The organism is Cellulomonas sp. URHB0016, from assembly GCF_054057935.1.
In genome coordinates, this window is sequence record NZ_JBSRZU010000001.1 from 353813 (window position 1) to 377081 (window position 23269).

The following is a 23269-nucleotide window of genomic DNA, read 5'->3' on the forward strand; positions in this document are numbered from 1 at the left end:
CGACGCCACGGTCGGCGCGAGCCTCGCGGCGACCGGGACCTCTGAGCCGGCGTCCGGCACCGAGGGCGGCCACGGCGGCACCTGCATCGCCGTACCGGGCCACCACCGTGCGGGCCTCCCGCTGGCCGTCCCGCTCGGCTCGACCGAGCGCAGCAACGACGCCCACGAGAACGGAACGATCCCATGCACCACGACCTGTGGTCCCGGCGCGCCTTGTCACCGTCGCCGGTCAGACCACCCGCCAGAACCCTGACCGTGACCGTCGCGGTCGCCCTCGCCCTCGCCGGCACCGTGGCTGGTCCGCGGGCCGCCGCCGCGCCGCCGACGGCGGACACCACCGTCACGGGCACCTACGAGCGGCTGCACGCCGACCCGCCGCCGACGGCGGGGGCCGATGCGCCACAGGGCTTCGCTGCGGCGCGCAGCTCCGCCACGTCGGTCGACGCCGGACCCGCCGACACACCGGCCGACGCTCCCGGCGACACGTCCGGCGGCGTCTCCGACGCCGATCACGACGTCCTGCGACTGTCCGACGGCTCGCGTGTCGAGATCGACGGACCACCGGACCTCTTCGAGGACGTGGTACCCGGTCAGCGGGTCGCGGTCACCGGCGAGCACGCCGCCGAGGAGCCGACCGTCGCGGGAGCGAGCTCGACGTTCGACGGCACGGCCGTGCGTGAGCTGTCGGCGGCGCCGAGCCCCGTCGCGGTCGACGACCGGACCTTGGCAGTGGTGCTGCTCCGGCTCGGCCCCTCGGGTGCCGAGCCGATGACGGCCGACGACGCCCGCCGTGACTTCTTCACCGGTCAGGACTCCGTCGCCGCCTTCTTCCGCGAGAGCTCCTGGTCACAGCTCGAGCTCCGCGGCCGCGACGCCCCCGAGGGGGACGTCTACGGCTACCTCGAGATCCCCGCCGACACCGGGTGCTGGGCGGAGGAGAGGGCGGGCACCGAGGCCGCGCAGGCGGCGGGCATCGATCTCAGCAGCTACGACCACGTCGCCTTCGTGCTGGACTCCGTCGACCGCGGCTGCTGGTACGGCGGCTGGGCGTACGTCGGTGGGACGGCGTCGGTGGACCTGTACTACGGCGACGAGGGGACTCGCGCCGTGGCCCAGCACGAGATCGGGCACAATCTCGGGCTCAACCACGCCAACGCGCTGTACTGCACCGCTCCCGACGGCCACGAGACGTCGGTCGAGGAAGGTGGCGGCACGTGCGTCGTGCAGGAGTACGGCGACCCGTTCGACTCGATGGGGAACACCTGGAACGAGATGCAGTTCTCGGCCAACTACAAGGCGCGGCTCGGGTGGATCCCGCCCTCGGGCGTCGTCACCGTCACCGCGTCCGGCACCTACACCGTCGCGCCCGCCGAGACGCTGACCGACCAGGCGCAGGACCTGCGGATACCCCTGCCGTCGGGCGAGTACTACGACGTGGACGTCCGCCGGCCGTACGGCCGGTTCTGGGACGCCAAGGTCGCCGACTACGCCGCGCTGATGGACGGCGTCACGGTCCGCCGCGCCACCGACTGGGGCACCGCGCTCGTGGACATGACGCCCGGAGGTGGGTACGCGGACGCCGCGCTCCAGGTCGGGCAGACGTTCACCGACGCCGCCTCGGGGGTGTCGATCCGCACGGAGTCCGTCGGGCCCGACGGCGCCGTCGTGACCGTGACGCTGGGCATCGTCGAGCAGCAGGCGGTGCTCTCCGGGACGTTCAACGGCTGGGTGCCGGTCCCGATGACCAAGGTCCCCGGGACGGCGAGCACGTGGACCGCCCAGGCGCCGTACGCAGAACCCGGCACCCTCCGGTTCGGGACCACCCCCGGCGGCGCGGCCTACGGCGACAACGAGCCCGACGGTGTCGCGGACCGCGACGGTGCGGACGTCGTGGTCCCGGAGGCGGGCTCCTACACGGTCACGATCGACCTCTCCACGCTCCGCTACTCCGTCGACCGGACCACCGGCGGCTTCGTCGGCGCCTATCCGACCATGACGCTGCGCGGCACCAGCACCGAGTGGACGGCGACGCCGATGGAGCTCGTCGCCGACCACACCTGGCGCGTCACCATGCCGTTCGGTGCGCACCCCGTCGAGGAGCTGGTGTTCGACGTGGACGGCTCCGGGTCGACGACGTTCGGGGACGCCGACGGTGACGCGACGGCCGAGCCCGGCGGCCCGCACATCCCCATGACGCAGGGCCCGGCGGTCTACGAGGTGACGTTCCGCGACGACACCCTCGCGTACACCGTCGCCCGTGTCTGGTGAGGCGAGGCGGACCAGCCAGCACCGGTCACGTGCGTCCGTCGCGCACAGCTCGCGGCGGACGCACGTGCCGGCCTCGCGTCAGCCGTTGCCCACGTGCTCGTCGGCCGAGGTGCGGGCCTTCGTGAGCTGCTCGTCGTGCGAGCCTCCGGTGGCGGACGACACGGTGTCCTCGGCCTTGTCCAGTCCTGCGTCGCTCGCCTGCTCGCCCTTGTCGCTGTCGAGGGCGTCGGATGCCTTGTCCTTGAGGTCGTCGATTCCCATGGTGCTGTCCTCGTCGTGCCGTTCCGGTGGCCCGCTCCTTCGGCCGCACACATCGTGCGTCGCGGTTCCTGCCCGCGCGACCCGGTCCCTCCGACCGCTGGTGCGCCGCCACCGGGAGTTCGCACGGGGTCCGGTTGCGCGGCGTGACGCCGCGTCTACCGTCGGTCGGACGGTCCCGGAGCGCGCGGGACCGACCAGCACCGATGCAAGCAGCGTGTCGGCGGCCCCAGGCCGGGCCCCTGCGGACGCCCCAGGCACCGCCGACGCCGACCTCGGGCACCCTGAGCCGCCGCCGGCCCGGCCGGCGGCCGACCCCTTCCGGGAGTCCCGATGTTCCTGCACCGCCAGACGCTCCAGCACCAGGCCAAGCCCGACCAGCCCGACGCCGTGTACGCGCGCAAGCTCCAGGAGGTGCTCGGGGGCCAGTACGGCGAGATCACGGTCGCCATGCAGTACGCGTTCCAGTCCTGGAACATCCACGTCCCGGGCAAGTACCGCGACCTGCTCTTCGGCATCGGCAGCGAGGAGTTCGGCCATGTCGAGATCCTCGCGACGATGATCGCCCAGCTGCTCGAGAAGGCGCCGATCGGTGTGACCGAGGGCGCGATGCAGGACGACCCGACCGTCGCGGCCGTCATCGGCGGCACCGACCTCCAGCAGGCGATCGTGGCCGGTGCGGGTGCCCGCCCGGTCGACAGCATGGGCAACCCGTGGTCGGGGTCGTACATCACCGCCAGCGGCAACCTCCTTGCCGACTTCACGGCGAACGCCAACGCCGAGATGCAGGGCCGGCTCCAGGTCGCCCGGCTGTACAACATGACCGACGACGCGGGCGTCCGGGACCTGCTCGGCTTCCTCCTCGCCCGGGACACCATGCACCAGAACCAGTGGCTCGCAGCGGCGGCGGAGCTCCAGGCCGAGGGTGCCGAGCTGCTGCCCGTGCCCAGCAACTTCCCGTTGCAGAAGGAGGACCGCGACGTGGCCTACCAGTACATCAACTTCTCCGACGGGGACCGCGCGGGCGAGGGCCGCTGGGCGTCCGGGCCGACCCCCGACGGCAAGGGCGAGTTCAGCTACGTCGCCGAACCCCCCGCGGGGGTGCCGATGCCCGCGCTGACCCGGCCCGACGCGCGGTTCTACGGCACGACCGACCTGCCCAACGCCGTCGAGAAGGTCGCCGGCGTGGTGCAGGACAAGCTCCACAAGGAGTGAGCGCCGAGGGCACCGGGCTCGGCGTGCGCGGAGCCCGGTGCTCGGCGACCCTGGTCGTATCGCGTCGAGCCGAGGCGCAACTCACCTCGGCTCCGCAGGGCGGTGCCGAGGCCGTGATCTCGGAGGCATCACATGACAGCACCCGCCCGGCAGTCCACTGAGGTCCGGTACCGGTACCCGTTCCAGTGGCTCGCCCTGGTCATCGGCATCGTCTACCTGCTGGTGGGCCTCGTCGGCTTCGCCGTCACCGGCTTCGACGACTTCACCGAGCACGACCACTCGCAGACCCTGCTCGGTTTCGCCGTCAACCCGCTGCACAACATCGTCCACATCGTCGTCGGGATCCTCGGCATCGCACTGTGGTCGACCGTCGCCAGGGCCCGGGCTTACGGCTGGATCCTCGCGATCGGGTACGGCGCGACCTTCGTCTACGGCCTGGTCGTCGCCAACGACCCGGACACCAACATCCTCAACATCAACGGGGCGGACAACGGGCTGCACCTCGTCAGTGCGCTGGCGGGCCTCGCGATCGCACTGTGGCCGGCGAGGAGTCGCACGTCGTCGTAACCGTGGTCCCCGAGCCGGAGCGCGTGGTCGCCCGCCGAGAGGAGGAGAGATGTCTGACAACCCTGTGCACACGGTCCCCGAGAAGGGCCGGTGGCTGAACGAGGTCGCCGCGCGCCAGGTGGGCGACCTGTACGCGACCCGGGAGGAGGCCGTGGCCGCGGGCCGCGCGGAGGCGGCCGCCCGGCAGGTCGAGCACTACATCCACGACGAGCACGGTCTGCTCGATCGCACCGAGCGCTACAACGTGGCCTAGCCGGGTCCGTGGGACCGCCCGGATGCGGGCGGCCCCACGGACCGCGGTCCGGCCGACGGTCAGCGGTCGTCGGTCGTCACTCCGCCACCACGCGCAGCGTCGACAGCTCAGGATCGGCGGAGTCCGGGATGAGCATCCCGGCGGCCTTGCCGGTCCGGAGGTACTCGACCACCTCGGCGGTGATGCGCTCGCCGGGCGCCAGGACGGGGACGCCCGGCGGGTACGGCGAGATCATCTCCGCGACGATCCTGCCGACGGCCTGCTCCACCGGCACCTGCTCGGTCCGGGCGAAGAACGCGTCGCGCGGGCGCATGACGCTCTCGAGCTCCAGGTCTCCCAGTCTCGGCAACGCCACCGTCGGGGCCGGGTCGAGCTCGCCGGAGCGGTCGACGAGCTCCTCGAGCGCCGACACGAGGAGAGCCTCGGTCCGGTCGTCGTCGCCGTGGGTGATGCGCGCGCTGATCCGACAGGTGTCGGAGGCGCTCAGGTCGACCTGGCACCGGTCGCGGAGCCACTCCGTGGCGGCGTAGCCCGTGACGCCGAGCCCCCGGACGTCGATGGTCAGCACCAGCGGGTCCAGGTCGAAGGCGCCCTGGGGCCGGACGACCTCGCGGTCCATCAGCGACAGGCCCTCGAGCTTGCCGACGGCCGTGCGGACGCGTTCGGCGCGGGCCAACGCCTCGGTGAGCAGCTCGTGCCCGCTCTCCATCATCTGGCGGCGCCACCCGTCGAGCGTCAGGTACACCAGGCTGGACGAGCTGGTGGTGCCCAGCAGGTCCTCGCGCGCCTTCAGGACGGTCGCATCCACCCGGTCGCCCTGGAGGTGGAACACCGAGCTCTGCTCGATCGCCCCGCCCATCTTGTGCACGCTGGTCACGACGACGTCGGCCCCGGCGTCCATGCCCCACGTCGGCAGGTCACCGTGGAACGGCAGGTGGGCGCCCCATGCCTCGTCGACGATGAGCGGCACGCCGGCGTCGTGACAGACGGCGGCCGTGCCGGCGATGTCCGCGCACGTCCCCCAGTCGGTCGGTGTGATCAGCAGCATCCCGCGCGCCTCGGGGTGCGCGGCGAGCGCGCGGCGCACGTCCTCCGGCTCGGGCGGATGGACCAGGTGCAGGTCCTCGTCCGCGTGCGGATGGACCCACACGGGCCGGATGCCGGCGATGATCAGCGCCGAGACCACGGACTTGTGGGCGTTGCGGGAGACCAGCAGCTCCTCCCCCGGGCCCGCCACCGACATCATCGCGCTCTTGACCGACAACGAGCTGCCGCACGTGGAGAAGAACGCCTTCTCGGCGTGCACGGCGTCGGCCATCAGCTCCTGCGCCTGCTCCAGGACGCCCTGCGACTGCCGACGGTCGTCCAGCCCGTTGAGGGTCAGCACGTCCGCCGCGAACAGGCCCTCACCGAGGACCTCCAGGAGCCGCGGGTCGACACCACGCCCCTGCCGGTGCCCGGGCGGCCCGTAGGCGACGTCCCCCCGGCGCCGGAAGTCCTCGAGCGCCTCCACCATGGGTGCTCGGCTGTGGTCCATGTCCTTCTCCTTCGTCTCGGCGGTCACGCTCCGGGCAGAGCGAGCGTCGCGTCGGCGGCCCGGGCGACGACCGCCCGGAGCGTTCCGGTGCGGGCCAGGTCGGCCCGCTGACGTGCTGCACCGGTGCCGCGGGCCAGGAGCGCCACCATCGCGTCCCGTGCCCAGTCGAGCTCGCCGGCGTCCTCCAGCGCGGCGGAGACGTGCCGCAGCAGGGCGGCCATCGCGGCTCGCGCCGGCACCAGCCGGTCCTGCACCGGGTGGACGAGGTCGTCCGCCAGCCCGAAACGGCTGGCCCGCCACGACGCCAGCCGCAGCACGACGGCGGGTTGCGGCGACGGCGACGACCCCGCTCGCCACTCGTCGGCGGCCGTCTGCACGAGTGCCCGGCACAGCGACGCCACCAGCATCGTGTCCCGCACGTCCAGGCAGACGTCGGCGACCCGGATCTCGACGGTCGGGTGCCGGTGGGAGAGGCGGGCGTCGAAGTAGACCATCCCGTCGTCCAGCACGGTCCTTGTCGCCAGCATCTGCTCGACGACGTCCCGGTAGGCGGTGGCCGAGCCGAAGACGTCGGTGGGCCCGGCGCCGGGCCAGCGGCTCCATGCCTGGGTCCGGTAGCTGGCGTACGCGGTGTCCCGTCCGTCCCAGAACGGTGAGTTGGCTGCGACCGCGGTGAGCAGCGGGAGCCACGCCCGGATGCGGTCCAGCACCGCCACGCCCTCCTCGGCGTCGGCGACGGCGACGTGGACGTGGCAGCCGCAGGTGAGCTGCTCCTCGCAGGTCAGCCCCATCCGCTCCCTGATGGCGCGGTAGCGGACCCCGTCGCTGAGGCTGGTCCGGACCGGCAGGGGCGACGTGGCGAGGGCCGCGACACGTGCACCCGCCCGCCGTGCCGCACGGTCGGCGGCCCGACGTAGGGCGACGAGCTCCGTCCCGAGGTCGCCGACCGTGAGCACAGGGCTGGTCGCCGTCTCGACCTGCTGCTCCTGGAGCTCCGACTCGAGCGCGCCGGCCGGCAGCCCGGCGGCCGCGGCGAGCACATCGCGACCCGCCGGGACGGCCGCCCCGGTGGCGGGGTCCACCAGCAGGAGCTCCTCCTCCACGCCCATCGTGCGCAGGGTCGGCGCAGCGACGGCGGGGGCCGGTGTCCGGAGGTCGACCTCCTGGGACGTGTCGGTGGCCATCAGCGGATCCCGTGGGTCTGCAGCCAGAGCTCCAGGACGGCGAGGGGCCACAGCCGGTTGACGCCGGTCGCCCCGGTCGGCGCGGTGGGCTGCGCGAGGAGCGCGTCGACGTACCCGCGTGTGAACAGACCTCGTTCACGGGCGGTCCTCGACGTCAGGACGTCGCCCACCAGGTCGAGCACCGGCCCGTCGAGGTGCGTGACGGCGGGCACCGGGAAGTAGCCCTTCGGCCGGTCCACGACGTCTGCCGGCAGCAGACGGCGTGCGATCGACTTGAGGATCCCCTTGCCGCCGTCCGCGAGCTTCAGCTCGGGCGGGCACGCGGCGGCGAGCTCGACCAGCTGGTGGTCGAGGAACGGCACCCGGGCCTCCAGGCCGGACGCCATCGACATGCTGTCCAGCCGCATCACCGGGTCGTCCACCAGCATCACCTCGGTCTCGAGCCGCAGGACGGCGTCGACGGTGCTCTGCGCGCCCGGCCGCGCCAGGTGCCCGGCGACGACCGCGAACGACGGGTCCGTGGCCAGGTGCCACTCGGGCGCCAGGAGCCGCGCCATGTCGGCGTGGCCGCGCTCGAAGTAGCGCGAGGCGTAGGCATCGGCGACGCGCTCGCGGGCGACGTCGGCGAGCGCGGCGTGCCAGTGGTAGCCCCCGAACACCTCGTCGGCGCCCTGGCCGGACTGGACCACGCGCAGGTGGGTGCTGACCTCCTGCGCCAGCAGGTCGAACGCGACGGTGTCATGGCTGACCATCGGCTCGGACATCGCCTGCACGGTGTGCGGGAACGTCTCCACCACGTCCTGCGCCGTGGCGGACAGGCGGTGGTGATCGGTCCCGAAGATCTCGGCGACGGCGTCGGAGTACCGGAACTCGTCCCCTGCGGCTCCCGCGGTGCCCGGGAAGCCGATCGAGAAGGACGCCAGACCGCTCTGGCCCGCCTCGGCGAGCAGCCCGACGACCAGGCTGGAGTCGAGGCCGCCCGAGAGCAGGACGCCGACGGGGACGTCGGCCACCATGCGCCGGCGCACGGCGGTGCGGAGCGCGTCGTGGACCGCGTCCGTCCAGTCCCCTTCGTCCCAGTCCCGGTGCTCCGGCCGGCGCCGGTGGTCGACCTCCCAGTAGCGGTGGTCCCGTTCCCGCCCGTCGCGCTCCACGACCCGGACCGTGGCCGGTGGAAGCTTGCGGACGCCCTCGAGCAGCGTCCGCGGGGCGGGGCCGACGGCCCGCCACGACAGGTAGTGGTGGAGCCCCACCGGGTCGATCGCCGTGTCGACGTCGCCCGCCTCGAGCAGGGCGGGCAGGCTCGAGGCGAACCGGAGCCGCCCTTCGGCCCGGCTCACGTACAGCGGCTTGATCCCCAGCCGGTCGCGGGCCATGACGACCCGGCCGCTCGTCCGCTCCAGCAGGACGATCGCGAACATTCCCACCAGGCGGTCCACGAACGCCGTGCCCCACCGGTGGTACGCCTTGAGCACGACCTCCGTGTCGGAGCCCGACGTGAACCGGTAGCCCTCGCCCTGCAGCTGCGCCCGCAGCTCCCGGTAGTTGTAGACGATGCCGTTGAACACGCACACCAGGTCGAGGTCCTCGTCGACCATGGGCTGTCGACCTGCATCGCTCAGGTCGATGATCGCGAGCCGACGGTGACCGAGCGCCACGCGCCCGTCGGCCCACAGGCCCGACCCGTCGGGTCCGCGCGCTGCGAGCGCCTTCGACATCCGCTCCACCGCTTGGGTGTCCGCGGGCCTGCCGTCGAACGTGATCTCTCCACAGATGCCGCACATGTGCTGACTTCGTCTCCCGCCGGTCTGTGGCCGGGAGCTCGACCTGTGTACAGCACAGGTTCACATGCCGACGGGTGGCGCGCGCGTTGGTTCAGGGGGTGCGCGCCGCGGCGTGCGCGCGCAGCTCTCCCAGGAGCAGCCGGTCGACGGCGCCGTCGAGCAGCAGGTGGTCGAGGTTTTCCCCGACTGCCCACGCGGACAGGCGCGTCGCGAGCTCGCCGTCCACGACCTGGAGGGTCCGCAGCGCCTCGTCGACCACCCGTGCCGTGGTCCCGTCGAGCACCAGTGCGGTGGCCGGGTCGGGATCCGCGACGAGGACCTCGAACCTCGTCAGCAGACGTGCCAGCTCGGTGACCGGCTCCGGGTGGTCGTCCACCCGCAGGTCGACGCGGGCGCTGGTGCGCAGCCGCACGACCCCGGGTCCGGAGGCGACGAGCAGCGCCGCGCTCTGTCGGCCCCGCCGGTCCCCCCCGGCGGCCTCGCCCGCGGCGAGGCCGGCGAGCAGGCGGCGAGCCAGGCTCCCTGCCGTCCGCTCGAAGGCGTCCACCATGGCGGTGAGCACCTGCTCGCCGGCGAGGAAGTTCCCCACGGCGACGCACCGGTCCCCGGTGAGCTCGCCCGCCACGGGCCAGCAGCGGGGGCCTGTCCACGCGGCAGGGCGCCCCGCGCCGGACACCACGGCGACCTGTCGGCGGTCGCGCTCCTCGTCCGCCTCCACGAGGGCGTGCACCGTCCGCGCGGCGGTCAGTCCCGCCCGCAGCGCGCGCAGGCCTCGTTCGCGGTAGGCGACGTTCGTCTCGGCCTGCGTGGCGAGCGCGCCGACGCCTGCGGAGACCGCCGGGACGTCGGCACCGACGGCCAGGTACTTGGAGGACGTCGCGACGCCGAACGTGTGGCTGTCGGCGTCGCGCGCCACGAGCGAGAACGTCACGAGGGAATCCTCATGCGCCCACGGTATTGATGTGAGGGCCCGCGGCCCAGGTCGGCGGCCCACCGGCTGCCGGTCAGTCCGACGGGTCCGGCTCCAGGGCCACCTGGCCCCGCGTCGTCCACTGCACGACGACGATCGTCGCGTCGTCCTGCAGCACGCCGCCCTGGTGGGCGAGGATCCGCCGCCGGACCCGGCGCAGCACCTCGGGCAGCGGAAGGTACTCGGCGGCGGACCGCTCCACCACCTCCACCAGCCTGTCGAGCCGGAACATGGCGCCCTGAGCGTCGCGCGCCTCGACGATCCCGTCGGTGTAGAGCAGGACCGCGTCGTCGGGTTCGAGACGCTCGGTGGCGACCGTGGTCCTGAGGGCCTCGAGGCCGAACAGCGAGCGTCGGCCCCGCCGGAGCTGTTTGACGACACGGCCGCCACGGACCAGCAGCGGCGCGGGGTGGCCGGCGTTGATGTAGCGCAGCCGTCCCGTGTCCAGGTCGAGGTCCGCCAGGACGCCCGTCGCGTACATGTCTCCGTCGAACTGGTCCGCGATCGCGTCCTGGACGGCCTGAGCCTGCTGGAGCAGACCGTGCCCGGAGCGCCGCGCATGACGGTAGGCCGCGAGCGCCGTCGAGGCGGCGAGCCCGGCGCGCAGGTCGTGCCCCGTGGCGTCGGCGACGAGGAGCTGGAGCTTGTCGGTGGCGATCGCGTAGTCGAAGATGTCGCCCCCGACGGCGTCCGCGGGCTCCAGGCGTGCGGTGACCAGCACCTTGTCGGAGCCGGCGGTGAGCGGAGGGAGCAGGGCACGGACCAGCTCCGCCTGGATCTCGCGCGGCCGTCGCCGCCGGCGGACCGCGTCGATGCTGTCGCCGTAGTCGTCGAGGGCGGCGATCAGGTGGCCCAGGTAGTGCGTGAACCACCAGCACTGCCGCCGCAGCGTGGGGTCGTCGAGGTCGCGGGGGTCCGTGAGCCTGACCTCGAGGACGCCGAGCCGCTCGGCCCCGTCCAGGATCGGGATCCACAGCCGCGGGTCTCCTGCCGCGGTCCGCTGGGTCTCGAGCAGCCGGTACGCCCGCCCCGCCAGGGTCGCCTCGATCTCCTGGACCACGTCACCGGGTCCGGCACCCACCGGGACGAGGAACTCGTCGGTGTCGTCCACGAGGTACGCCGTGGCGCTCAGCCCGAGCTCGCGGGCGCCGACCTCGACGGCACGGGCGAGCGTGTCGGGTGCGGCGAGGTGGGTGGCGCGCAGGAGCTCTGTCAGTGCGGCGAGCGGGCCACCGGGACGGTCGAGCTGGCGCACCGGCCGTGAGTACGGCGCACGGTGCCGCCAGTGCAGGTCGTCGAGGCGTTCGTTGAGCGCCAGGGAGACGCGGTCGGCCTCGGCGTCGGCGAGGAGCAGCCGCCCGTCGAGGTAGTCGACGAGCTCGAGAGGCCCGATCACGGCACCGAGAGCGAAGCAGCGCAGCCACAGCTCGTCCGTCGACAGCTGCGCGCGACCGTGCGCCACCCGGATCAGGTGCCGACGCCGCTCCGGGCTGAGCGTCTCCGTGTTCATCGGGGTGCTCGGGTGGCGCGTCGCAGGACCTGGGCGGCGGTGTCGTGGACCGTGCGCTGATCACGGTCGGCGAGGCTCATGAGGAAGGTCATCGCGGACTCCGCCGAGACTCCTTCACGCTGCATGACGACTCCGCACGCACGGTTCAGGTCGTCGCGCCTGCGCAGCAGCGTCCGCAGCTGGTCGTCGAGCTCTCCGGCCCGTCGGAACGCCTGGGCCTGGGTCACGAGGATCGCGGCCTGCGCGGCGAAGACGAGGAGGGTCGCCTCGTCCTCGTCGGAGAAGCTGCTCGGCGCCTCGGCGTACACCTTGACGGCGCCCACCACCGTGTCGCCGGTCACGAGGGGCGCGCTGAGCGACGACCTGACGGGGGTGAGCGCGGCGGCGGCGCTCCAGCGGGGCCAGCGCCGGTCGGTGGGGACGTCGTCGACCCGGACGGCGACCCGGTCGCGCCACGCCGTCAGGCACGGCCCCTCGCCGAGCTCGTACTGGAGCGAGTCCAGGGTCTCGACCTGCTGGTCGGTCGCAGCCAGTGAGACCGCTCGCGAGTCGAGGCCCTGGACGGTGAGGCCGGCTCCCGAGGCCGTCCGGACGAGGCGGTACGCCGCCGTCATGAGCAGCCCCAGCAGAGAGTCCACGGTGCTGTCGCTGAGCATGAGGCGGGACGACCTCGCCACGACCGGTCCGAGGCCGTCCGGAGCCGGCGGCGCCGTCACGACCGGCTCCCGAGCGGCTCACACCCGCGGCGCACCTGCGCAGAGACGGACGGGGGCGGGACGAACCAGGTGCCCGGAGCGGGCGAGCTAAATGGGCCGGGCAGTGGCACGAGGTCCTCCTCGGCGGGACCGAGTGCGTGCTGCAGCACCCACCCGGGACGAGCAGGCGCCCTGTCTCGACGCGGAACCTCCAGCATGCGTTCCCGTCCGGCGCGCCGCACCTCGCACCGTCCGGGCCGTGCTGCAGGCGGAGGAACGCCAGGTCCGGCGCACGTCGGCTCAGCCGCCCGGGAGGAACACGGACCGGATGTTCTGGTCCTGCTTCTCCTTGAACATGGTGTAGCCGCGGGGTCCGTCGCTCAGCGGCATCGTGTGCGTGGCGAGGTGCTCGGTCACGAGCTCGCCGCGCTCCATCCGGTCGAGGAGCATCGGGATGTAGCGCTGGCCGTGCATCTGGGCGCCGCGCACGGTGAGACCCTTGTTCATCACGGCACCGAGCGGGAACTTGTCCACGAGGCCGGCGAACACGCCGAGCACGAACACCGTGCCTCCCTTGCGGCAGTTGTAGATCGCCTGCCGCACGGCGGTCGGACGGTCGGTCTGCAGCCGCAGCTGCTGCTTGACCTGGTCGTAGACGTTCACGGGCGAGCTGCTGTGCGCCTCCATCCCGACGGCTTCGATGCACACGTCGGGGCCTCGGCCGCCGGTGCGCTCCCGCAGCTCCTCGACGACGTCCGTGGTCTCGTAGTTCAGCGCCTCGCAGCCGACGTGCCGTTCGGCGGACCGCAGGCGGTACTCGTACCGATCGATGACGACGACGCGCTCCGCGCCCAGGAGCACCGCCGCCCGGGCCGCCATCTGGCCGACCGCACCTGCCCCCCACACCGCGACGACGTCCCCCGGTGAGACGTTGCCGAGATGGGCGCCCATCCAGCCGGTGGGCGCGGAGTCGGAGGCGAACACCGCCCGCTCGTCGCTGACGCCGTCGGGGATGCGGAAGGCTCCGACGTCGGCGTACGGGACGCGCACGTAGTCGGCGTGGCTGCCCGCGAACCCGCCCATGGCGTGGGAGTAGCCGTAGCAGCCGCCGGGGTTCGCGCCCCAGAGCGCCTCCGTGATCGCGGGGTTCGTGTTGCCGTTGTCGCACAGGGAGTAGAGCTCGTTCCGGCAGTACCAGCACCGTCCGCAGGACACGAACGAGCAGACCACCACACGGTCGCCCACGTGGTGCGTCCGCACGTCTGCGCCGACCTCGACGACCTCGCCGACGAACTCGTGGCCCAGCACGTCGCCCTTCTGCATGAAGGGGATGTACCCGCCCAGCAGGTGCAGGTCCGAGCCGCAGGTGACCGTGCGCGTCACCCGGACGATCATGTCCTCGGGGTTCTGGATGCGCGGGTCGGGCACGTCCTCGACGGACGTCTCGTTCACGCCGGTCCACAGGAGCGCCTTCACAGCAGCCCCTCCCCCCGGGCGACCTTCACGCTCGCGCGCAAAGGTGCGTTCCACGGCGTCTCCTGCGTCGTGACGTTGTGGTCGGGCTCGAGCACCCAGCCCACCTCCAGCTGCTGCTTCGACTCCCGCAGCGCGGTCCGCAGCAACCGGAGGGGGTCGTCGTCCGTCGTGGGACGGGCGCCGTCGCGCCAGCGGGCGCGCAGCTCGACGCCCTTGTCCCCGGGCGCCGCGCACGCCTGGACCTCGACCTCGTCACCGAGCGAGGCGAGCGGCTGCGGTGTGGTGCCGCCCACTTCGTCGATGCGCCGGTTCACGGTGACGACCCGCCACCTGTGCAGGTCCGCCTCGTCGACGGCCCGCCTGCGATGCTCGGTGATCGTCCTCGCCGCGACCACGGCGGCGGCGCCCGCCGCTGCGGCTGTCACTGCCCTCTTCGAGCTCATGTCGACCTCCATGGAGGTACGGCGACCCGGCCGACGGCTCGCCGTGCCGGGTCGGCGCAGCACCGACCGGCCGGCTGGTCTCAGTCGTCCGCGGCGTCGCGCGCGGGGACGGCACCGTCTTCGCCGTCGTCAGGCCCGACCTGTGCGGCCGAGCCTGCGGTCGCGGCCGGCCACCGGGTGCGTCCGAACGGACCCGGTCGCCGGTGCGGGTGCCTCACGCTACGGCCGGGACCACCGGCGCGCATCGGCACACGCGGCCCCGTGCGGGCGCGGGTCGTTCGAGGCCCGCCTATCCTGAGGGCGGTCCAGGGTCCGGCCTCGCCGACGACGGCGTGGGGGTCCCCATGGACGACCTGGTCCCGGTCGAGTACGTCCTGCCGTTGCGCTGGAAGGACGACGACGGTCTCGACGAGCTGACGGGCTACCTGTCCGCGCTGGCCGGTCGTGTCCCGGTCACCGTGGTCGACGGCTCCCCGAGCCGCCTCTTCGCGGCACACGCGGCCCGGTGGGACGGACTGGTCCGCCACCTGGCGCCCGAGCCCTGGCCGGGCCGCAACGGCAAGGTCGCCGGGGTGATGACCGGCGTGCGGCACGCCCGGCACGAGGCCGTCGTGATCGCGGACGACGACGTGCGCTGGGAGGTCGACCAGCTCCGCCGCGCGGTCGACGTGCTGGCGCGGTGCGAGGTGGTCCGTGTCCAGAACGCGTTCGCCCCGCTGCCGTGGCACGCCCGCTGGGACACCGCGCGGATCCTGGTGAACCGTGGCCTGGGCGCCGACTTCCCCGGCACGCTGCTTGTCCGCCGGTCGGCGCTGGTCGGCGCCGGGGGCTACGACGGCGACGCCCTGTTCGAGAACCTCGAGCTGATCCGCACCGTCGTGGCACGCGGCGGCACGGAGGTCCGCGCCGACGACCTGTGCGTGCGGCGCCGCCCGCCGTCCGCCCGTCACTTCTGGTCCCAACGCGTCCGGCAGGCCTACGACAGCTTCGCCCAGCCCGCCCGGCTGGCCGCCGAGGCGGCTCTCCTGCCCACCCTCCTGTGGTCCGTCGGCCGCCGGCGGCCGGCCGCAGCCCTCGCGCTGCTGGCGGCCGCGACCCTCGCGGCGCTGCGTGGCCTCGTCCGGGACGGCGGGCGGACGGCGTTCCCCGCCTCGAGCGTCGCGTGGACGCCGCTGTGGGTCCTGGAGCGGGCCGTGTGCACGTGGTTGGCGATCGGGCAGCGGGCACGTGGCGGGGTGCCCTACCGGGGGTGCCGACTCCGCAAGGCGGCCTCCAGCACGGCCGCGCTGCGACGGCGCGCGACGCTGTGACCGGGGTGGCGCGCGCCGCTGTGACCGGCAGACGCTGCGTGCCCGCCGCTCGTCGCCCGCGTCAGACCTCCTGCCGTGCGCGGTCCTCCTCCTGGTACTCGAACTCCGCCGGGTCGATGCCACGCTCCACCAGGAGCCGGTCGATCTTCGACTCGAGGCGCTCGTCGCCCTCCTTGGACTGCGACGAGCCCCAGAAGTAGAAGATCGCCAGGCCGGCGGCCTGCCAGACGAGCTGGAGGAACTCCGACTGCCAGTTCTCCAGCGTCGAGGCCAGGAACTGCGGCCAGTACTGGGACCACTCGAAGGTGCTCCCGTGCTCCGCTGCGTCGTTGCGGGCCTCGATCAGCTGGAACACGAACTGCCCGAACCACGAGAACAGGAACAGGGCGCCGGTCACGATGGCGAACGAGTAGGCGGTGAAGAAGGGCGGACGATCGACGCGCTTGCTCATCTGGGCCTCCCGACGAGAGGGGACGACGCACCGGATGCGGGGGCATCGGTGCGGGTGGCAGCAGGTCCGGGTCCTCGAACTCGCGGTGGAACGTGTCTCCCATGGTGGTTTCGTGCGGGGCGTTCCGCACCCCGTGGTGCGTCGCTGCGGCCGACGTCCTCGGTCGACCGCGACCCCGGCGACGGGCATCGCTCGCCGCGCCGCGGCGCGGACGGCCGCCTAGGCTCGGACCCGGGTCCAGGATCGGCCGTGGGCGACCGCGGAGGTGGACCGAGATGGACGGTCGTGAGCAGTCGGCGGCGACGCTCGCGCCAGGGATGGCGCATGTCGAGAGCCTGGACCAGCTCGTCGAGCTGGTGGATGTCCTCGGCACGGCGTACGTGCGGTTCAGTGCCGGGCCGGCGGTCGACGCGGACGAGGTCAGCCGGGACGGCGAGAGCGGCGCGGTCCTTCCCGGCCTCAGCGTCAACCGGCTCGCGCCCGAGCCGTGGTGGAACCTGCCGGTGCGGGTGTGGGTCGCACGCCAGCTCGTCCAGTACGCCCACCTCGGCCGCCCGGACGGGCGGCTGCCCTGGGTTCTGACCGGCACCGAGGTGGGGCGTGGCCCCGACAGCGAGCCGCTGCTCGCGCAGGTCACCCCTGTGGCGACGGTCGCCGGGCGGGTGCTCGACGAGGCCGAGGTGGTGTACCGCGAGGTCCTCGCACCGGGCAGGCTGCCCGACGAGCGGTGACGGCCCAGGCGGCCTGCGACGGGCTACGGACGACGGGACGGGGGGTTGATGCGGGTGGTCAAGCGGCAGAGCACCGGCGGCGCGACCCGTGGGCTCGACACCTACCGGTCGATGCGTGACTTCGACCTGACGCCCGAGCCGGCCGGTGCGCACCCGCGGACCTCCGACGGCACGGCCTCACGCCGGTTCGTGGTCCAGCGCCATCGTGCCCGGCGGCTGCACTACGACCTGCGCTTCGAGATCGACGGCGTGCTCGTCAGCTGGGCGGTGCCGCGCGGCCCGACGCTCGACCCGGACGTGCGACGGATGGCGGTCCATGTCGAGGACCATCCGCTCGAGTACGAGGACTTCGAGGGCATCATCCCGGCGGGCGAGTACGGCGGGGGCGACGTCGTCGTCTGGGACCGCGGGACCTGGGAGCCGTACAAGAGCGACGATCCCGCGGCCGAGGTCGCAGGCGGCGAGCTGCACGCCGCGCTGCACGGCGTCAAGCTGCGCGGTCACGTGGTGCTGGTGCGTCGTGGCGAGCCGGACAGGGGGGGGGGGTGGCAAGGAGCAGTGGCTGCTCGTGCACAAGCACGACGAGCACGCCGTCAAGGGCTGGGACGCCGAGGACCACCCCCGCTCGGTCCTCAGCGGTCGCACCAACGACGAGGTGAAGGCGGACCCCGACCGGCTGTGGCGCTCGGACCTTCCGGCGGCGCAGGCGTCGGTCAGCCTGCGGCCCGAGGCCGTCGTCGCTCCCACGACCGACGAGCTCGAGGCGCTCGACGACCTCGGCGCCGCGGGCACGTGGGAGGTGTTCGGGCGGCGTCTGCGACTGACCAACCTCGACAAGGAGCTCTTCCCGGGCCGCGACGGCGACGCACCCGTGACCAAGCGGGAGCTCGTGCGGTACGCCGCCCGGGTCGCGCCGGTGGTGCTGCCGTACCTGCGCGGGCGGGCGCTCAACATGCACCGGTATCCCGACGGCGCGGCCCGCAAGGGGTTCTGGCACAAGGAGCTGCCGGCCCACGCTCCTGACTGGCTCGCCCGATGGGACAACCCCGAGGCCGACCCCGGCGAGACGCGGACGTACCTCGTGGTCGACGAGGCGGCCGCGCTCGTCTGGGCGGCCAACTTCGGGGCGCTCGAGTGGCACGCCTGGACGTCCCGGACGGCCCAGCCGCAGCTGCCGACGTTCGCCCTGATCGACATCGATCCCGGCACCTCGACGTCCTGGGCGGACGTCGTGCTGCTGGCCCGCCTGCACCGCGACGCGTTGGAGCACCTGGGCGTCCGCGCCCAGCCGAAGCTCACCGGCCGGCGTGGGATCCAGGTCTGGGTGCCGATCGCGACCGGCCCGACCTTCGACGAGACCCGCGCCTGGGTCGAGACGCTGTCGAAGACCGTCGGGAAGGTGGTCCCGGACCTGGTCAGCTGGCGGTGGGAGGTACGCGAGCGTGGTGGACAGGCGCGCCTGGACTACACCCAGAACGCGGTCAACAAGACGCTGGTCGCGCCGTACAGCCCTCGTGCGGCCGCGGGCGCGCCGGTCTCCGCCCCTGTCACGTGGGACGAGCTGGACGCACCGTGGCTGCGACCGGACGCGTTCACGATCCGCACCGTCCTCGAACGGGTCGCCGAGCTCGGCGACCCGTTCCGGGCGGTCCTCACCGAGAGCCAGGTGCTTCCGCGGCTGCGCTGACGGACCGGGACGGCGGCAGCCCCGGCCATCGTCGGTGCGCCACGGTTCGGCGCCGTGTCACCGGCCGTCGGCCTCCGCCGCGCGGGTCCGCCGCCGGCGGCCGCGCACTGCCAGCGTCAGGACGGTCGCCGCCGTCACGACGACCACGGCGAGGATCGCGACGCGGTCGCCGCTCGACACGGCCCGGCCCGTCTGCTCCACGTCGGTGTCCTGGTGCGGCCCGCCGACCTGGTTGTCGTAGTCGGTGGACCGCACCGGCGTCGGCTCCGTGGATCCCGCCTCCGTCGCAGCCGCCATGCCGACGGGTGCGAACGCGGACGAGGACGCGCCGGCGCTCGCTCCGGCCTGCGCGTGGGGTGCGAGCAGGCACAGGGAGACGAACGCCAGGAGGGCGCCGAGGAGGAGTCGTCGCGGGACGTGCACGGAGGCCTCCGGAAGGTGAGGGTGCGCAACAGGCGGCGGCCACCTCCTCGACCGGGTCCACTGAACGTAGGTCGATCCGGCGGTGCCGCAAGTCGGGCGGTCGTCGGGGCACGCCGTGGCAGCCGGGGGCGTGCGCCGCCCGGTGTGCTAACTTCGCGATGATCGTGATCCAGCGGCAGGAGGTGAGACCCGTGAAGGCACCACTCACAGCGGGCGCTCCGCTGCAGTCCACGATCGCGCGACTGGGTTAGTCGCCACCGGGAGCGCCCCTCACGCATTCGCGAAAGGGCGACTCCCATGAGCACGACACCTTCCTCTCCCTGGCCCCCTGCGTCCCACGACGACCAGCCACGGCCCGGTGGTGCAGAGCGCACGCCCGCGGGCGAGCGCGCGCTGGTCCTCGGTGGTGGCGGTTCGACAGGCAACGCGTGGCTGATCGGCGTGATCGCCGGCCTGTTCGACGCGCAGCTGGACGTCACGACCGCCGACGTGACGATCGGTACGTCCGCCGGTGCGACGGCGGCGGCGCAGCTGGGCGGCGCGACCCCGACCGAGCTGTTCGCCGCCGTCCTCGCCGGTGCACCCCAGCAGCCGAGCCGTCCGGGCGGCGTCCCAGGACGCACCGCGGCGACGCCGGTCGTGGACCACCTGGAACGCATCAAGGGGATCATCGCGTCCGCCGACGGGCCGGCCGACGCGCGCCGCAGGATGGGGGCGGCCGCACTCGAGATGGACGCTGCGTCGGACGGGTCGTGGCAGGCCCGCTGGCGGCTGACCGTCGCGGCGCGCCTGCCCAGCCAGCACTGGCCGCGACGACGGGTGCTCCTCACCGCGGTCGACGCCAGGACCGGTGACCCGGTCGTGTTCGACCGCGACAGCGGCGTCGACCTCGTGGACGCGGTCGCCGCCAGCTGTGCGAGCGGCCTCCCCTACCGGATCGGGGACCGGCGGTACATCGACGGCGGCTACCGGTCCAACGCCGAGAACGCCGACCTGGCGTCCGGATGTGCTCGGGTCCTGGTGCTGTCACCGTTCAGCGGCAGGTCGCTGCACCCGCTGCACTGGGGCACCCACCTCTCCGCGCAGGTCGACGAGCTGCGTGCCCGAGGCAGCAGGGTGGAGACGGTCGCCCCGGACAGCGCGTCCGAGCACCTGTTCGGCGCCAACGCGATGAATCCGTCGCTACGGCCACCGGCCGCCCGGGCCGGCTACGACCAGGGCACGGCCCTGGCCGAGCGGCTCACCGAGCTCTGGCGCTAGCCGTCGCGGCTCGTTGACGCATGCCTATATGGGCATACCATGTCCCCCATGGCACGTGCCGCCTCCACGTCGGACGTCTTCAACGCGATCGCCGAGCCGCAGCGCCGGAGGATCCTGCTCCTCCTGCGCGCGGGTGAGCGACCGGTGACCGAGCTGGCACACGACCTGGGGATGACCCAGCCGGGTGCGTCGAAACACCTGCGGGTGCTCCGCGAGGTCGGGTTGGTGCGCCACCGCCAGGCGGGCAAGCAGCGCGTGTACGGCCTCGACGCGCGAGGGCTGCGGCCGGTCCACGAGTGGACCGGCGGGTTCGAGCGGTTCTGGAACGAGACCTTCGACCGGCTGGACGAGTACGTGCAGCACCTCGAGCAGGATGGCCCGCGGGAGTAGGCGATGGCAGCGACAGGACGGGAGCCGACGAACGAGCTGGCGGCCGCGCGCGAGATCGTGGTCGTGCGGGTCATCGGTGCGCCACGCGAGCGCGTGTTCGAGGCGTTCACGGAGGTGCGGCACCTGTCGAGGTGGTGGGGACCGGAGGGTTTCACCACCACCACGCGGGCGTTCGAGTTCCGCGTCGGGGGCGAGTGGGACTTCGTGATGCACGGTCCGGACGGGACCGACTACCAGGAGTGGATCTCGTGGACCGAGATCGAGCCGCCGGCGCGGATCGCACTGCTTCACGGCGAGTCCCGCGACGATCCGGACGCGTTCGAGTCGGTCCTCACCTTCGCGCCCGACGGCGCAGCGACCAGGATCGAGATGCGCACCGTGTTCCGCACCCAGGAGCTGCGCGACGAGGCCGTCGAGAGGTTCCAGGCGATCGAAGGTGGCCGCCAGACGCTGGGCCACCTGGCCGACTACGTCACCGAGCTCGTCCAGAAGGGACCCGAGGACTGATGGCCGGGAAGGTGTTCTTCAGCGTGTCCATGTCGCTGGACGGGTTCATCGGGCCCGAATCACTCGATGACCTGATGGGGCCGCAGTGGATGGAGCTGCAGCAGTGGGTGTTCCCGCAGCGGTTCTTCCGCGAGAACCTGCTGATCGGCGAGGGCGGGGAGGAAGGGCGCGACAACGACATCCTCCGGGAGACGTTCGAGCGCACCGGCGCGAGCGTGATGGGAAGGCGCATGTTCGACGCCGGCGAGCACGCGTGGCCCGAGGATGCGCCGTTCCACGCGCCGGTGTTCGTCGTGACGCACGAGAAGCGCGTCCGGTGGGAGCGGCAGGGTGGGACCACGTTCCACTTCGTCGACGACGGGATCCAGGCCGCGCTCGACCGGGCCCAGGAGGCGGCCGGCGACCGGGACGTCCGCATCGCTGGTGGCGGCGCGGCGATCCTGCAGTACGTCAACGCCGGCCTGGTCGACGAGTTCACCGTCGCGCTCGCCCCCGTGCTCCTCGGGTCCGGGATCCGCTTGTTCGAGGGCGTCGACGCAGGCCGCGTCGCCCTGGAGCCGTTGCGCGCGGAGCCGACGCAGCGGGTGACCCATCTGAGCTACGCGCTCCGGCTGCGGTAGCGGTCAGGGCGGCGCAGCCCTCCGTCCCGGGTCCACGGAACGCCGAGGATCGGTCAGGCCTGCTCGACGCCGATCCGGAAGGTCGCCCGGAAACCGGTCCCCGCCACCTGGAACGTCCGCTGGCCGGTGGTCCCCGGCACCGTCGCCGCCGCCTGGACCTCAGCGCTCGCGGACGGTTCGGCGCGCAGGCGCAGCTCACCCTGGTCCGCAGGTGCGCGGGTACCCAGGTACTTCTCGCCGGTGTGCACGAAGAGCTCCCACGGGTCGCCGGGGAACACCTGCACGTAGTACTGCTTGCGGAACACCACGTTGTCGGAGAAGCCGATGCCGAACGTGTCACGCTCGCCGACGTAGATGTCGAGCCGGAACACCATCCCCTGGGCCGTCCTCCTGGCAGACGGGGCGTCGTCGCCCCCCGCGAGCTGCGTGTCGATCCACCCCTCCCACACCAGCCGGTCAGGGCCTGCCCAGCCGGTGGTCCGGTCGCCGAACTCGGCGAGCGGCTTTTTCAGCTCCGTCTCGAGGTCCGGGAGATGGTCCGACAGGTCGGCCTCGTGGAACGGCCCGTAGCAGTTCTCCGCGTCGGCACTCTGGTGCAGCAGCTCGAAGTCGACGAACCGGGGCTTGATCGACACGCCGACGTAGAACTCGCTGCGCCCGAAGAGGTCGCTCCCCCGGCTGATCTCTGCCGCGTCCAGCCACAGCGACACCTTGTGCGAGCCGTGGAAGAACCGCATCGCGATCTCGTAGGCCTCCCGGGACGTCACGAGCGAGTCCGGACCACCGTGGCACTTGTCGACGAAGGTGCGCGGCGCGCCCGGCAGCTGCGCGGACGCCTGCTTGACGAGTCCGTCGCTGCGGTTGGTCGCCAGCGTGCCCTCGTCGAACAGGGTGCTCAACCGGTTGCCCGCCGAGGCGATCGCGGTCCCGTAGGTGCGGTAGTTCGTGCCGACGACCGTCAGCACCCGCTTCACGTCGAAGCACCTCGCCCATTCGGTGAACTCGGTCTTCGTCGGGTCGAACGCGGAAAGCTCACGCTCCGCCTTGTTGAGCCCCGGCAGCACCCGCAGCAACCACCCGGGTGCGCGCTGGAACGCGATGCCGCGGTGCGGGGTGCCGAGCGTGACCACCCGGTGCACCAGCCGGAGGGCGGATCCGTTCGTCGCCTCGTGCATGCTCATCAGCCCTTCGCGGACCACCAGCCCGCCCATGCTGTGAGCGACGATGTCGACGCCCGTGAACGGCTCGCCGTGTCGCAGGGCCGAGCGTTCGATCAGCTCGACGAGGCGTCGAAGTCCCTCCCCGTAGCGCTCGAGCGCGCGCGGCCGAAGGTCGTAGTACCGGTAGACCCAGATGGTGCCCGCGACGCCCGACGCCAGGACGCGCTCCTCCGTCGCGGGGTCCAGCACCACGCTGCCGCGGACGTCGTCCTCGCTCAGCTGCAGGAGCTCCGTCGGGGGCAGCACGTCCTCCGGGTAGAAACCGACCACGTTCGTGGCGTCCCGGTAGGAATGCGACGACGACTTGAGGGCACGCAGCACGAAGCCTTCGTAGATGTAGTTCTCCCCGCGACGGTTCGGATATACCGAGCCGTCGTTGAAGCCTTGATAGGGATTGCCTTGAACCTCCGAGAGGTCCGGACCGCCGAAACCCCGCACCAGCACCAGCGGTCGCAACGGCTCACCCATCATGGCCCCCAGACCACGGACGGCTCCGTCCGCCACGAAGCT

23 protein-coding genes and 1 pseudogene are annotated in these 23269 nt (G+C 72.8%); 12 read left to right on the forward strand and 12 right to left on the reverse strand.

The genetic code is table 11. From position 1 onward, the window contains the following. Positions 1–255: 255 nt before the first annotated feature. Complete coding sequence (locus tag ACVW07_RS01675; protein ID WP_456817559.1) at positions 256–2268, forward strand: zinc-dependent metalloprotease family protein; 2013 nt, start codon at positions 256–258, stop codon at positions 2266–2268. Between the two features lie 78 nt (positions 2269–2346). Here the strand turns inward: ACVW07_RS01675 and ACVW07_RS01680 are convergent, their stop codons facing one another. Next, positions 2347–2529 (reverse strand): antitoxin, encoded by a 183-nt coding sequence (locus ACVW07_RS01680; protein WP_456817560.1) that lies wholly within the window; start codon positions 2527–2529, stop codon positions 2347–2349. 330 nt (positions 2530–2859) lie between these two features. Here ACVW07_RS01680 and ACVW07_RS01685 point away from each other — a divergent pair, with 330 nt between their 5' ends. From ACVW07_RS01685 to ACVW07_RS01695, 3 genes are all read left to right on the forward strand, one after another. Then, positions 2860–3741 carry a manganese catalase family protein gene (locus ACVW07_RS01685; RefSeq protein ID WP_456817561.1) on the forward strand — a complete coding sequence of 294 codons (882 nt, stop codon included), beginning with the start codon at positions 2860–2862 and terminating at the stop codon, positions 3739–3741. 132 nt (positions 3742–3873) lie between these two features. Continuing rightward, positions 3874–4308 (forward strand): DUF4383 domain-containing protein, encoded by a 435-nt coding sequence (locus ACVW07_RS01690; RefSeq protein WP_456817562.1) that lies wholly within the window; start codon positions 3874–3876, stop codon positions 4306–4308. A 49-nt stretch (positions 4309–4357) separates the two neighbouring features. Beyond that, positions 4358–4561: a DUF2188 domain-containing protein gene (locus tag ACVW07_RS01695; RefSeq protein ID WP_456817563.1), complete on the forward strand. Its 204-nt coding sequence runs from the start codon at positions 4358–4360 to the stop codon at positions 4559–4561. 76 nt (positions 4562–4637) lie between these two features. Here ACVW07_RS01695 and ACVW07_RS01700 read toward each other — a convergent pair whose 3' ends face one another. The 8 genes from ACVW07_RS01700 to ACVW07_RS01735 form a co-directional block, all read right to left on the reverse strand. After that, positions 4638–6098, reverse strand: a complete 1461-nt coding sequence (locus ACVW07_RS01700; protein WP_456817564.1) for an aminotransferase class I/II-fold pyridoxal phosphate-dependent enzyme — start codon at positions 6096–6098, stop codon at positions 4638–4640. 23 nt (positions 6099–6121) lie between these two features. Continuing rightward, a complete protein-coding gene (locus ACVW07_RS01705; protein WP_456817565.1) occupies positions 6122–7282 on the reverse strand; it encodes a glutamate--cysteine ligase in 1161 nt (386 codons plus the stop codon). Continuing rightward, the gene (locus ACVW07_RS01710) at positions 7282–9066 is read right to left on the reverse strand and encodes an N-acetylglutaminylglutamine amidotransferase (protein WP_456817566.1); all 1785 of its coding nucleotides are present in this window, start codon (positions 9064–9066) and stop codon (positions 7282–7284) included. The genes ACVW07_RS01705 and ACVW07_RS01710 overlap by 1 nt, the downstream gene beginning before the upstream one ends. A 91-nt stretch (positions 9067–9157) precedes the next feature. Continuing rightward, a complete protein-coding gene (locus ACVW07_RS01715; RefSeq protein WP_456817567.1) occupies positions 9158–9997 on the reverse strand; it encodes a DUF1028 domain-containing protein in 840 nt (279 codons plus the stop codon). A gap of 73 nt (positions 9998–10070) precedes the next feature. Next, positions 10071–11546, reverse strand: coding sequence for a PP2C family protein-serine/threonine phosphatase (locus ACVW07_RS01720; protein ID WP_456817568.1), 1476 nt, complete (start codon positions 11544–11546; stop codon positions 10071–10073). Next, complete coding sequence (locus tag ACVW07_RS01725; protein WP_456817569.1) at positions 11543–12184, reverse strand: GAF domain-containing protein; 642 nt, start codon at positions 12182–12184, stop codon at positions 11543–11545. The genes ACVW07_RS01720 and ACVW07_RS01725 overlap by 4 nt, the downstream gene beginning before the upstream one ends. Before the next feature lie 357 nt (positions 12185–12541). Next, entirely contained in the window at positions 12542–13717 is a 1176-nt protein-coding gene (locus ACVW07_RS01730) for a zinc-dependent alcohol dehydrogenase (protein ID WP_456817570.1), read from the reverse strand. Beyond that, the gene (locus tag ACVW07_RS01735; protein WP_456817571.1) at positions 13714–14160 is read right to left on the reverse strand and encodes a hypothetical protein; all 447 of its coding nucleotides are present in this window, start codon (positions 14158–14160) and stop codon (positions 13714–13716) included. Before ACVW07_RS01735 ends, ACVW07_RS01730 begins: the two co-directional genes overlap by 4 nt. A gap of 344 nt (positions 14161–14504) precedes the next feature. Between ACVW07_RS01735 and ACVW07_RS01740 the strand changes: the two genes are divergently transcribed. Next, positions 14505–15470 (forward strand): glycosyltransferase, encoded by a 966-nt coding sequence (locus ACVW07_RS01740; protein ID WP_456817572.1) that lies wholly within the window; start codon positions 14505–14507, stop codon positions 15468–15470. A 61-nt stretch (positions 15471–15531) separates the two neighbouring features. On the opposite strand, the gene ACVW07_RS01745 is transcribed toward ACVW07_RS01740, so the two are convergent. Then, positions 15532–15921, reverse strand: a complete 390-nt coding sequence (locus tag ACVW07_RS01745; protein WP_456817573.1) for a DUF6766 family protein — start codon at positions 15919–15921, stop codon at positions 15532–15534. Between the two features lie 275 nt (positions 15922–16196). On the opposite strand from ACVW07_RS01745, the gene ACVW07_RS01750 reads away from it, so the two are divergent. From ACVW07_RS01750 to ACVW07_RS01760, 3 genes and pseudogenes are all read left to right on the forward strand, one after another. After that, a complete protein-coding gene (locus tag ACVW07_RS01750; RefSeq protein WP_456817574.1) occupies positions 16197–16652 on the forward strand; it encodes a DUF6098 family protein in 456 nt (151 codons plus the stop codon). A gap of 111 nt (positions 16653–16763) precedes the next feature. After that, positions 16764–17126, forward strand: a pseudogene (locus tag ACVW07_RS01755) (DNA polymerase ligase N-terminal domain-containing protein); the annotation flags it as partial. Between the two features lie 94 nt (positions 17127–17220). Beyond that, positions 17221–18339: a DNA polymerase domain-containing protein gene (locus ACVW07_RS01760; RefSeq protein ID WP_456817575.1), complete on the forward strand. Its 1119-nt coding sequence runs from the start codon at positions 17221–17223 to the stop codon at positions 18337–18339. Between the two features lie 57 nt (positions 18340–18396). On the opposite strand, the gene ACVW07_RS01765 is transcribed toward ACVW07_RS01760, so the two are convergent. Then, positions 18397–18762, reverse strand: a complete 366-nt coding sequence (locus tag ACVW07_RS01765) for a hypothetical protein (protein ID WP_456817576.1) — start codon at positions 18760–18762, stop codon at positions 18397–18399. A 297-nt stretch (positions 18763–19059) separates the two neighbouring features. Between ACVW07_RS01765 and ACVW07_RS01770 the strand changes: the two genes are divergently transcribed. The 4 genes from ACVW07_RS01770 to ACVW07_RS01785 are packed head-to-tail and all read left to right on the forward strand — an operon-like array spanning position 19060 to position 21539. Continuing rightward, entirely contained in the window at positions 19060–20022 is a 963-nt protein-coding gene (locus ACVW07_RS01770; RefSeq protein ID WP_456817577.1) for a patatin-like phospholipase family protein, read from the forward strand. A gap of 48 nt (positions 20023–20070) precedes the next feature. Further along, the gene (locus tag ACVW07_RS01775) at positions 20071–20412 is read left to right on the forward strand and encodes an ArsR/SmtB family transcription factor (protein ID WP_456817578.1); all 342 of its coding nucleotides are present in this window, start codon (positions 20071–20073) and stop codon (positions 20410–20412) included. 3 nt (positions 20413–20415) lie between these two features. Beyond that, positions 20416–20919, forward strand: a complete 504-nt coding sequence (locus ACVW07_RS01780; RefSeq protein ID WP_456817579.1) for an SRPBCC family protein — start codon at positions 20416–20418, stop codon at positions 20917–20919. Further along, complete coding sequence (locus ACVW07_RS01785; RefSeq protein WP_456817580.1) at positions 20919–21539, forward strand: dihydrofolate reductase family protein; 621 nt, start codon at positions 20919–20921, stop codon at positions 21537–21539. Before ACVW07_RS01780 ends, ACVW07_RS01785 begins: the two co-directional genes overlap by 1 nt. Before the next feature lie 53 nt (positions 21540–21592). Here the strand turns inward: ACVW07_RS01785 and ACVW07_RS01790 are convergent, their stop codons facing one another. Then, the gene (locus tag ACVW07_RS01790; protein ID WP_456817581.1) at positions 21593–23263 is read right to left on the reverse strand and encodes an esterase/lipase family protein; all 1671 of its coding nucleotides are present in this window, start codon (positions 23261–23263) and stop codon (positions 21593–21595) included. Positions 23264–23269: the final 6 nt, after the last annotated feature.

Coding starts and splice junctions, on each gene's coding strand:
- ACVW07_RS01680 (WP_456817560.1), bottom strand. CDS start 2,529: ATGGGAATCGACGACCTCAAGGACAAGGCATCCGACGCCCTCGACAGC.
- ACVW07_RS01685 (WP_456817561.1), top strand. CDS start 2,860: ATGTTCCTGCACCGCCAGACGCTCCAGCACCAGGCCAAGCCCGACCAG.
- ACVW07_RS01690 (WP_456817562.1), top strand. CDS start 3,874: ATGACAGCACCCGCCCGGCAGTCCACTGAGGTCCGGTACCGGTACCCG.
- ACVW07_RS01695 (WP_456817563.1), top strand. CDS start 4,358: ATGTCTGACAACCCTGTGCACACGGTCCCCGAGAAGGGCCGGTGGCTG.
- ACVW07_RS01700 (WP_456817564.1), bottom strand. CDS start 6,098: ATGGACCACAGCCGAGCACCCATGGTGGAGGCGCTCGAGGACTTCCGG.
- ACVW07_RS01705 (WP_456817565.1), bottom strand. CDS start 7,282: ATGGCCACCGACACGTCCCAGGAGGTCGACCTCCGGACACCGGCCCCC.
- ACVW07_RS01710 (WP_456817566.1), bottom strand. CDS start 9,066: ATGTGCGGCATCTGTGGAGAGATCACGTTCGACGGCAGGCCCGCGGAC.
- ACVW07_RS01720 (WP_456817568.1), bottom strand. CDS start 11,546: ATGAACACGGAGACGCTCAGCCCGGAGCGGCGTCGGCACCTGATCCGG.
- ACVW07_RS01735 (WP_456817571.1), bottom strand. CDS start 14,160: ATGAGCTCGAAGAGGGCAGTGACAGCCGCAGCGGCGGGCGCCGCCGCC.
- ACVW07_RS01740 (WP_456817572.1), top strand. CDS start 14,505: ATGGACGACCTGGTCCCGGTCGAGTACGTCCTGCCGTTGCGCTGGAAG.
- ACVW07_RS01745 (WP_456817573.1), bottom strand. CDS start 15,921: ATGAGCAAGCGCGTCGATCGTCCGCCCTTCTTCACCGCCTACTCGTTC.
- ACVW07_RS01750 (WP_456817574.1), top strand. CDS start 16,197: ATGGACGGTCGTGAGCAGTCGGCGGCGACGCTCGCGCCAGGGATGGCG.
- ACVW07_RS01770 (WP_456817577.1), top strand. CDS start 19,060: ATGAGCACGACACCTTCCTCTCCCTGGCCCCCTGCGTCCCACGACGAC.
- ACVW07_RS01775 (WP_456817578.1), top strand. CDS start 20,071: ATGGCACGTGCCGCCTCCACGTCGGACGTCTTCAACGCGATCGCCGAG.
- ACVW07_RS01780 (WP_456817579.1), top strand. CDS start 20,416: ATGGCAGCGACAGGACGGGAGCCGACGAACGAGCTGGCGGCCGCGCGC.
- ACVW07_RS01785 (WP_456817580.1), top strand. CDS start 20,919: ATGGCCGGGAAGGTGTTCTTCAGCGTGTCCATGTCGCTGGACGGGTTC.